This is a genomic window from Micropruina sp., from assembly GCF_027492755.1.
In the GTDB taxonomy this organism is placed as follows: Bacteria; Actinomycetota; Actinomycetes; order Propionibacteriales; family Propionibacteriaceae; genus Micropruina.
In genome coordinates this window covers 1-6,989 of sequence record NZ_JAPUED010000191.1, presented here as the reverse complement: position 1 = coordinate 6,989, position 6,989 = coordinate 1, and the positions used below count along the sequence as shown (strand labels likewise).

Here is a 6,989-nt window from a genome sequence, read left to right as displayed (position 1 = left end):
GAGCCGATCTCGCTGCACACCCCGCTGGGCGAGGACGGCGACTCCGAGTTCGGTGACCTGATCGAGGACTCCGAGGCGGTCGTCCCGGCCGAGGCGGTCAACTTCACCCTGCTGCAGGAGCAGTTGCACGACGTCCTGGACACGCTCAGCGAGCGCGAGGCCGGCGTCGTCAGCATGCGCTTCGGCCTGACCGACGGCCAGCCCAAGACCCTGGACGAGATCGGCAAGGTCTACGGCGTCACCCGTGAGCGGATCCGGCAGATCGAGTCCAAGACCATGAGCAAGCTGCGGCACCCGTCGCGCTCTCAGGTTCTGCGCGACTACCTGGACTGAGTCAGTAAGCCCAAGCGCCCGGCATCCTCTGACAAGGATGTCGGGCGCTTCGCCGTTGGTTGAGCTTGTCGACGCCCTCGAGCGCGTGCGGGCAAGGGTCTCAACCGGCGACTGGTGTGTTGATCAGGGCCTTCTCTAGCCTGTGGACATGGCGTTCGCAGCAACGATCCGACCGGCGACGCCGGACGATCTGGACGTGCTGGCGCAGGTGCGGGCGACGGCTTGGCGCGAGGCCTACACCGGGCTGCTGCCGGAACCCGTCATCGCCGCCCAATGGGAGCGGATCCCGCGGGCGATCGAGTTGTGGCAGCGGGCGCTGGACGCCGGGGAGACGGTCTGGCTGGGCCTGCTGGACGGCGAGATCGTCGGCTACGCCCACGCGAGCGTGGACAGTTCCGAGCAGGCGCCGGTGCCGCTGGAACTGGTCGGGCTGTACCTGCTCCGCCGCGCGCAAGGGCTCGGTCTGGGCAAAGCCCTGGTTCGTACTGCGGTGGGTGATGCGGCCTGTCACCTGTGGGTGGTGGAGAGCAACGAGCAGGCGATCGGCTTCTACCGGTCCGTCGGTTTCGAACTGGACGGGGCACGGCAGGAGGTGGCGCCGGTCTTCGAGGGCGTCCTGCAGGCGCGGATGGTGCGCTTCTGAGTGGGTGTCCCGCGAGGACAGTGTCGAGAGGCTCGACCGACGCGGGATCAGTCGAGGGCCGCGCGGAAGGCGTCCAGCAGCCGGTTGCCGAACAGCACGAAGCGGACCAGTTCCACTCCGGGCGCCTGATGGCTGCGGACGGCACCGACGGCGATCCGCGCGACGTCGGCGGCGTCCCAGCCGTAGGCGCCGGCGCTGATCGCCGGGAACGCGATGCTGGTGGCGCCCAGTGCGGCGGCGACGTCGAGGCTGCGGGTGAAGCAGGACGCCAGCTGTGCCGGATCGGTCTGGCCGCGGTGGGCATTGGGCCCCACGGTGTGGATCACCCAGCGGCAGGGTAGGTCGAAGGCGTCCGTGGCGACCGCCTCGCCGACCGGCAGCCCGTCGCGCCACTCGGTGCGACGCAGCCGACGGCAGGCCTCGAGCAGGCGCGGCCCGGCGGCGGCATGGATGGCGCCGTCCACGCCGCCACCGCCGAGCAGGCTCGAATTCGCGGCGTTGACGATGGCGTCCACCTTCTCGGCGGTGAGGTCGCCCAGCGCGGCTTCGATGGTGGTCATCGCACCACGATGCCAGCGCCGGTGCCGTTTGCCCAGCAGGCGATGCTGCCCGTTGCCGTCCCGGCGGCCGTGGGCGGCTGGGGCGGGGCAGTAGTCTGGCGGCCATGCCGGATCTCACCCATGAGCGCTTCAACGAGGCCGTGGTGGCGCACGTTCCCGTCGCGATGGAAGCCCAGGAGGCTCTCGCCTCAGTCGTCGACCTCAATGGCGCCTACCAGGCCGATATCGAGCAGGGCGTCGTCACCATCGCCGGCCGTCCGCTGCGGGTGGTGCTGCTCGGCACGGTCTCCAAAGCCACCGGCACCTGGCTGTGGTCGTGGGCCAACCAGGGCTTCGCACCGATGCTGCCGGCGATCGCACCCGTCCGCAGGGCTGCCGAGATGGCCGGCTCGTGGGGGTTGTGGGAACTCGGCGAGCCCCAGTTCAGCCTGGCCGGGGTACTTGACACCGGGCTGGGCGCGGGGGCCAGCGTGGCGCTGGTCGCGGCACCGCTGGTCGGGGCGACCGCGTTCTACTCCGCCGACTACGGCGCCGGCATCGCCTATTTCGGGATCGTCGACCCGGCGGTTCCGCGTCCGGCGGCCCAGGCCGTGACTTTCCCGCGACGGATCATGGCCGCCGTCGACCTGCAGCCGGGCAACCCGCGCGCCCAGGTACTCACCTATGCCGCGGTGCACAACCTGCGGGTCACCGGCGACGACCGCCAACTGAGGGTGTACCTCGGGCCGGACGTGCTGACCGTGACGTTCGACGAGCAGGGCCGGATCACCAACATCAGCGGCACCGTGAGCCCGGGCGCGAGTCTCTGAACGACGAACGCCCCGGACTGTTGTCCGGGGCGTTCGCGAGATTTGGTGTGTGTCAGATCAACTTGTTCGTCTCGTCCTGAATGGTCAGTGCCACCTGCTTCAGCCGATCGGCGTGGGCTTTGCCATGGTGGGCACAGAAGAGGAGCTCGCCGGTGTGCAGGGTAACCCTCAGGTAAGCCTGCGCCCCGCAACGATCGCAACGGTCCGCTGCGGTCAGCTCCTCAACAGCTGTTGTGCTCATCCGCGTTCCCTTCTGTTCCGGGTTGAGTCTACCAATATCAACTCTTGATCCGGCCGGTTTGTTCCGTGGCGCGAGACTACCCCCGGAGATCAACCCCGGCTAGGGCAGGCACGCCGCGCGGAGGTTACCCGATCGTGTCGGTGCCGGGCGCTAGCCTCATCGCGTGACGATCAAAGGCAAACCCGCAGCCGAGGGGCGCGACTACGAGGCGCGTCATCTGCTCGTTCTCGAGGGGCTCGAGGCGGTCCGGAAGCGGCCGGCCATGTACATCGGTTCGACCGACACCCGCGGCCTGATGCACTGCCTGTGGGAGATCATCGACAACTCCGTCGACGAGGCACTGGCCGGGTTCGGCGATTCCATCCAGGTCGAACTGGCCCATGACGGCAGCATCGCGGTGGCCGACGTGGCCCGCGGTATTCCGGTCGACATCGAGCCACGGACCGGGCTGTCCGGCGTCGAGGTGGTCTTCACCAAGTTGCACGCGGGCGGCAAGTTCGGTGCCGGCTCGTACAACGCCACGGGTGGCCTGCACGGCGTGGGTGCTTCGGTGGTCAACGCCCTGGCGTCCCGCCTCGACGTCGAGGTCGATCGCAAGGGTGCCACCTGGGGCATGTCCTTCCGGCGTGGTGTCCCCGGCACGTTCGACGGCCCCGGGCCGGACGCCGCCTTCACCCCGGGCGGTCAGCTCGCCAAGATCGGACGGGCGGCGCGCGGCCGCACCGGCACCCGCGTCCGGTACTGGCCCGATCGGCAGATCTTCCTGCCCGACGCGCAACTGTCGCTGAGCCATCTGGTGGCTCGGGCCCGGCAGACCAGCTTCCTGGTGCCCGGGCTGGAGCTGGTGGTCACCGACGCCCGCGGCGACGAGCCGACCACCGAGGTGTTCAAGCACGACGGCGGCATCTCGGAGTTCTGTGAGTTCCTGGCCACCGACGCGCCGGTCACCGAGGTGCTGCGACTGCAGGGCAGCGACTCGTTCACCGAGACCGTGCCGATGCTCGACGACGACGGCGCGATGACGCCCACCGACGTCGACCGGACGCTCGAGGTCGACATCGCACTGCGCTGGGGCACCGGCTACGACAGCCACGTCCAGTCATTCGTGAACATCATCGCCACGCCCAAGGGCGGCACCCACGTGACCGGCTTCGAGCGCGGCCTGGTGCGCGCCTTCGGCAAGGCGCTGGAGGGCACCCGACTGCTCAAGTCCGGCGAAGAGGTGGCCAAGGACGACATTCTCGAAGGGCTCACCGCGGTGGTGACGGTGCGGCTGGCCGAGCCGCAATTCGAGGGCCAGACCAAGGAGGTCCTCGGCACGCCGCCGGTGGCCCGGCTGGCTGCTCGGATCGTCGAGTCGGAACTGACCGAATTCCTCACCTCGAACCGTGCAGCGCAACGTCCGCAGGCTCGTGCCGTGATGGAGAAGGTGGTTTCGGCGTCCCGCACCCGGGTCGCGGCCCGGGCCCACAAAGAGAACCAGCGCCGCAAGAACGCGCTCGAGTCGAGCACGCTGCCGTCCAAACTGGCCGACTGCCGCAGCACCGACGGCGAGCGCTCCGAGCTGTTCATCGTCGAGGGGGACTCGGCGATGGGGACGGCCAAGCTGGCCCGGAACTCGGAGTTCCAGGCATTGCTGCCGATCCGCGGCAAGATCCTCAACGTGCAGCGGGCCAGCGTCGGCGACATGCTGAAGAACGCCGAATGTGCCTCGATCATCCAGGTGGTCGGCGCCGGCTCGGGCCGCTCCTTCGAACTCGAGCAGGCCCGCTACGGCAAGGTGATCTTCATGGCCGACGCCGACTCCGACGGCGCCCACATCCGCACCCTGCTGACCACGCTGTTCTTCAAGTACATGCGGCCGATGATCGAGGCCGGCCGGGTGTACACCGCGGTGCCGCCGCTGCACCGGTTCGAGCTGACCAATCCCCGCAAGGGTCAGGACCGGTACATCTACACCTACAACGAGGCGGAATATCAGCGGAAGCTCGCCGAGCTCACCAAGCGCGGAGTGAACTTCAAGGAGCCGCAGCGGTACAAGGGTCTGGGCGAGATGGACGCCGATCAGCTCAAGGAGACCACGATGGACCCGCGGCACCGCACGCTGCGCCGGATCACGGTCGAGGAGGGCGAGTCGCTCGAGCAGGCGATGGCGACCTTCGAGAAGCTGATGGGCAATGACGTGGCTCCGCGCAAGGAATTCATCATCGCCGGTGCCTACGCGTTGGACGCCGAGCGCATCGACGCCTGAGCCGTCCGCCGAGAAGGACGCGGAAACGCGAAAGCCCGGCCCTCGGGCCATGGGGGCGGCGAGCGCCATCATGGGGTCGAAGGGCCGGGCTTTCGGACGGGGAACGGTGAGCTTACGCGTCGACCGGCTTCATCACGCCGGTGACGCCAGAGTGCCCGTCGCGCATGAAGGGATCGCCTTCGACGTCCTCGTCGTCCTTCTTGAGGGCGAAGAATGCCCAGACGCCCGAGCATGCGACCACGGCGGAGATGATGTAGAACGTCGGCTGGTAACCCAGCGCGTCGCGGATGTACCCGAACGGGGTCGAGAACAGCGCGCTGCCCAGCTGCGCGGCGATCTCGAAACCGACCATGTACAGCGTCGCGGAGAGCGCCGACGGAAAGTGCAGTGTGAGGTAGCGGAAGATGCCGAGCACGAACAGCGGCACCTCGATGGCATGCAGCATCTTGATGCACGACACGACGATGGGATCGGTGAAGACGGCGGAGCCCAGGATCCGGAAGGCCATCACCGTGACGCCCATGAGCAGGATGTTCCGCACGCCGACCTTGCGCATCAGGATCGGCACCAGCATCATGCAGAAGCCCTCGGCGAACACCTGCACGGAGTTCAGGATGCCGTAGGTGTGCAGGCCGATGTCCTCGTTCGGGAACAGCGCGCGGTAGAAGTTCGGGAACATCTGGTTGTCATAGAGGTTGTAGAACGTCCAGCTGAAGATGACGAAGCCGATGACGACCCAGAGGTGCTTGAACTTCAGCACCGAGACGATCTCGCGCAGCGTCGGTGCATGCGGATGGTTGGTGTGCCCAGGCGCCAGCGGCACCTTGTCGGTCTTCCAGAAGACCTGCACCAGCAGGCAGACGATGCCCAATGCGGAACCGAGGTAGAAGTTGATGTGCGGGTTGACGGTGAAGATGAAGCCCGTGAACAGGGCGGCAACGGCATAGCCGAGCGATCCCCAGCCGCGAGCCTGACCGTAGTCGAAGCCGTAGGTGCGGCTCAGTCGCTCGGAGAATGCTTCCAGCAGGCCGACCGCGGCGGTGTAGCCGAAGGGCAGGTAGATGGCACCCACCACGACACCCAGTGCGAACGAGTTCGTCAGTAGCGGCTCGTAGACGAAGATCGCGAACGGCGCCAGGCAAGCCATGACCGAGGACGCGAGGATGACCAGGTGTCGCCGCAGGACGAGGCGGTCCTGCGTCATGCCGTAGAACAGCAGCACCGCGATGGTGGTGAGCGAGTTCACCGAGTAGATCGTGCCGATCTGGCCGCCGTTGAGCCCGAGGCTCTTGTCGAGCCAGCTCGAGAAGAACGACCACCAGATGCCCCATGAGGCGAAGAAGACGAACAGGGTCGTCGAGCTCTGTAGGTATGCGCCGTTCTTGAACAGTTTGGAGTTGATGGCCACCCGGCCTCCTTTGGTCGTGCTGAATGCTTTCAGCGGTAAGATAGCTGCGCCAACCCTGCGATGCAAGACATGATGAATGGTTTTAGCTAGCGCGTAGCCCTTGTTGTCCGGTCTCTTCTGCGACTTGTGCTAAAACCGTTCAACAGCGCGGATGCTGAGATGGCGTCCTCACTGCGCGCGGCACTGAAACCAGCCGGAACCGAGAAAGAGATCGCCGATGCCCTTCGACCCGTCCATCCGCCCGCTCGCCCACTTCACGCCCCGCCGGAACTGGATGAACGACCCCAACGGCATGCTCTTCCATGGGGGTGAGTACCACTTGTTCTTCCAGCACAACACGACCGGACTGGTGGCGGGCACTCCCAGTTGGGGGCACGCAGTCACCACCAATCTGGTTGATTGGGTCGAGTTGCCGGTCGCGATCCCGAGTACCGCGACCGAGTGGGTGCTCTCGGGCAGCGCCGTCGTCGACGAACGGAACGTTTCCGGGCTCGGTACGCCCGCTGAGCCGGCAATGGTTGCCCTCTACACCAGTCACGACCCGGTCTCGAAGGTGCAGAGCCAGTCGGTGGCGTTCAGCCGCGACCGTGGACGAACCTGGCAGAAGTACGCGGGCAATCCGGTGCTCGACATCGGGTCGACGGAGTTCCGCGACCCGAAGATCCTTCGCGACGGCGACGAGTTCGTCATGGTGCTGGTGATGGCTGAGGATCGCGCCGTGCGGCTGTACCGCTCGACGAATCT

8 protein-coding genes are annotated in these 6,989 nt (G+C 67.0%); 5 read left to right on the top strand and 3 right to left on the bottom strand.

All coding sequences use genetic code 11. The features are described 5' to 3' along the window. The coding region (locus tag Q0066_RS13420; protein WP_298133718.1) for a sigma-70 family RNA polymerase sigma factor at nt 1-333 on the top strand (333 nt) is incomplete at its 5' end. A gap of 148 nt (nt 334-481) precedes the next feature. After that, nucleotides 482-976, top strand: coding sequence for a GNAT family N-acetyltransferase (locus Q0066_RS13415; protein ID WP_298133716.1), 495 nt, complete (start codon nt 482-484; stop codon nt 974-976). A gap of 47 nt (nt 977-1,023) precedes the next feature. Here the strand turns inward: Q0066_RS13415 and Q0066_RS13410 are convergent, their stop codons facing one another. Then, nucleotides 1,024-1,536 carry an O-acetyl-ADP-ribose deacetylase gene (locus tag Q0066_RS13410; RefSeq protein WP_298133714.1) on the bottom strand — a complete coding sequence of 171 codons (513 nt, stop codon included), beginning with the start codon at nt 1,534-1,536 and terminating at the stop codon, nt 1,024-1,026. Between the two features lie 104 nt (nt 1,537-1,640). On the opposite strand from Q0066_RS13410, the gene Q0066_RS13405 reads away from it, so the two are divergent. Then, nucleotides 1,641-2,345, top strand: a complete 705-nt coding sequence (locus Q0066_RS13405; RefSeq protein WP_298133712.1) for a DUF6882 domain-containing protein — start codon at nt 1,641-1,643, stop codon at nt 2,343-2,345. 52 nt (nt 2,346-2,397) lie between these two features. On the opposite strand, the gene Q0066_RS13400 is transcribed toward Q0066_RS13405, so the two are convergent. Next, on the bottom strand, nt 2,398-2,586 hold the full coding sequence (locus Q0066_RS13400) for a hypothetical protein (protein WP_298133710.1): 189 nt from the start codon (nt 2,584-2,586) through the stop codon (nt 2,398-2,400). Between the two features lie 163 nt (nt 2,587-2,749). Between Q0066_RS13400 and Q0066_RS13395 the strand changes: the two genes are divergently transcribed. Then, nucleotides 2,750-4,837, top strand: a complete 2,088-nt coding sequence (locus Q0066_RS13395) for a DNA topoisomerase IV subunit B (protein WP_298133708.1) — start codon at nt 2,750-2,752, stop codon at nt 4,835-4,837. Nucleotides 4,838-4,949: 112 nt separating this feature from the next. Here Q0066_RS13395 and Q0066_RS13390 read toward each other — a convergent pair whose 3' ends face one another. Next, nucleotides 4,950-6,245 (bottom strand): oligosaccharide MFS transporter, encoded by a 1,296-nt coding sequence (locus tag Q0066_RS13390; protein ID WP_298133706.1) that lies wholly within the window; start codon nt 6,243-6,245, stop codon nt 4,950-4,952. Nucleotides 6,246-6,462: 217 nt separating this feature from the next. Between Q0066_RS13390 and Q0066_RS13385 the strand changes: the two genes are divergently transcribed. Further along, nucleotides 6,463-6,989, top strand: a 527-nt coding sequence (locus tag Q0066_RS13385) for a glycoside hydrolase family 32 protein (protein WP_298133704.1), incomplete at its 3' end; no start/stop codon positions are given.

Bases quoted from the DNA above. Each gene is read 5' to 3' on its own strand.
- Q0066_RS13415 (WP_298133716.1), top strand. From the start codon at position 482: ATGGCGTTCGCAGCAACGATCCGACCGGCGACGCCGGACGATCTGGAC.
- Q0066_RS13410 (WP_298133714.1), bottom strand. From the start codon at position 1,536: ATGACCACCATCGAAGCCGCGCTGGGCGACCTCACCGCCGAGAAGGTG.
- Q0066_RS13405 (WP_298133712.1), top strand. From the start codon at position 1,641: ATGCCGGATCTCACCCATGAGCGCTTCAACGAGGCCGTGGTGGCGCAC.
- Q0066_RS13400 (WP_298133710.1), bottom strand. From the start codon at position 2,586: ATGAGCACAACAGCTGTTGAGGAGCTGACCGCAGCGGACCGTTGCGAT.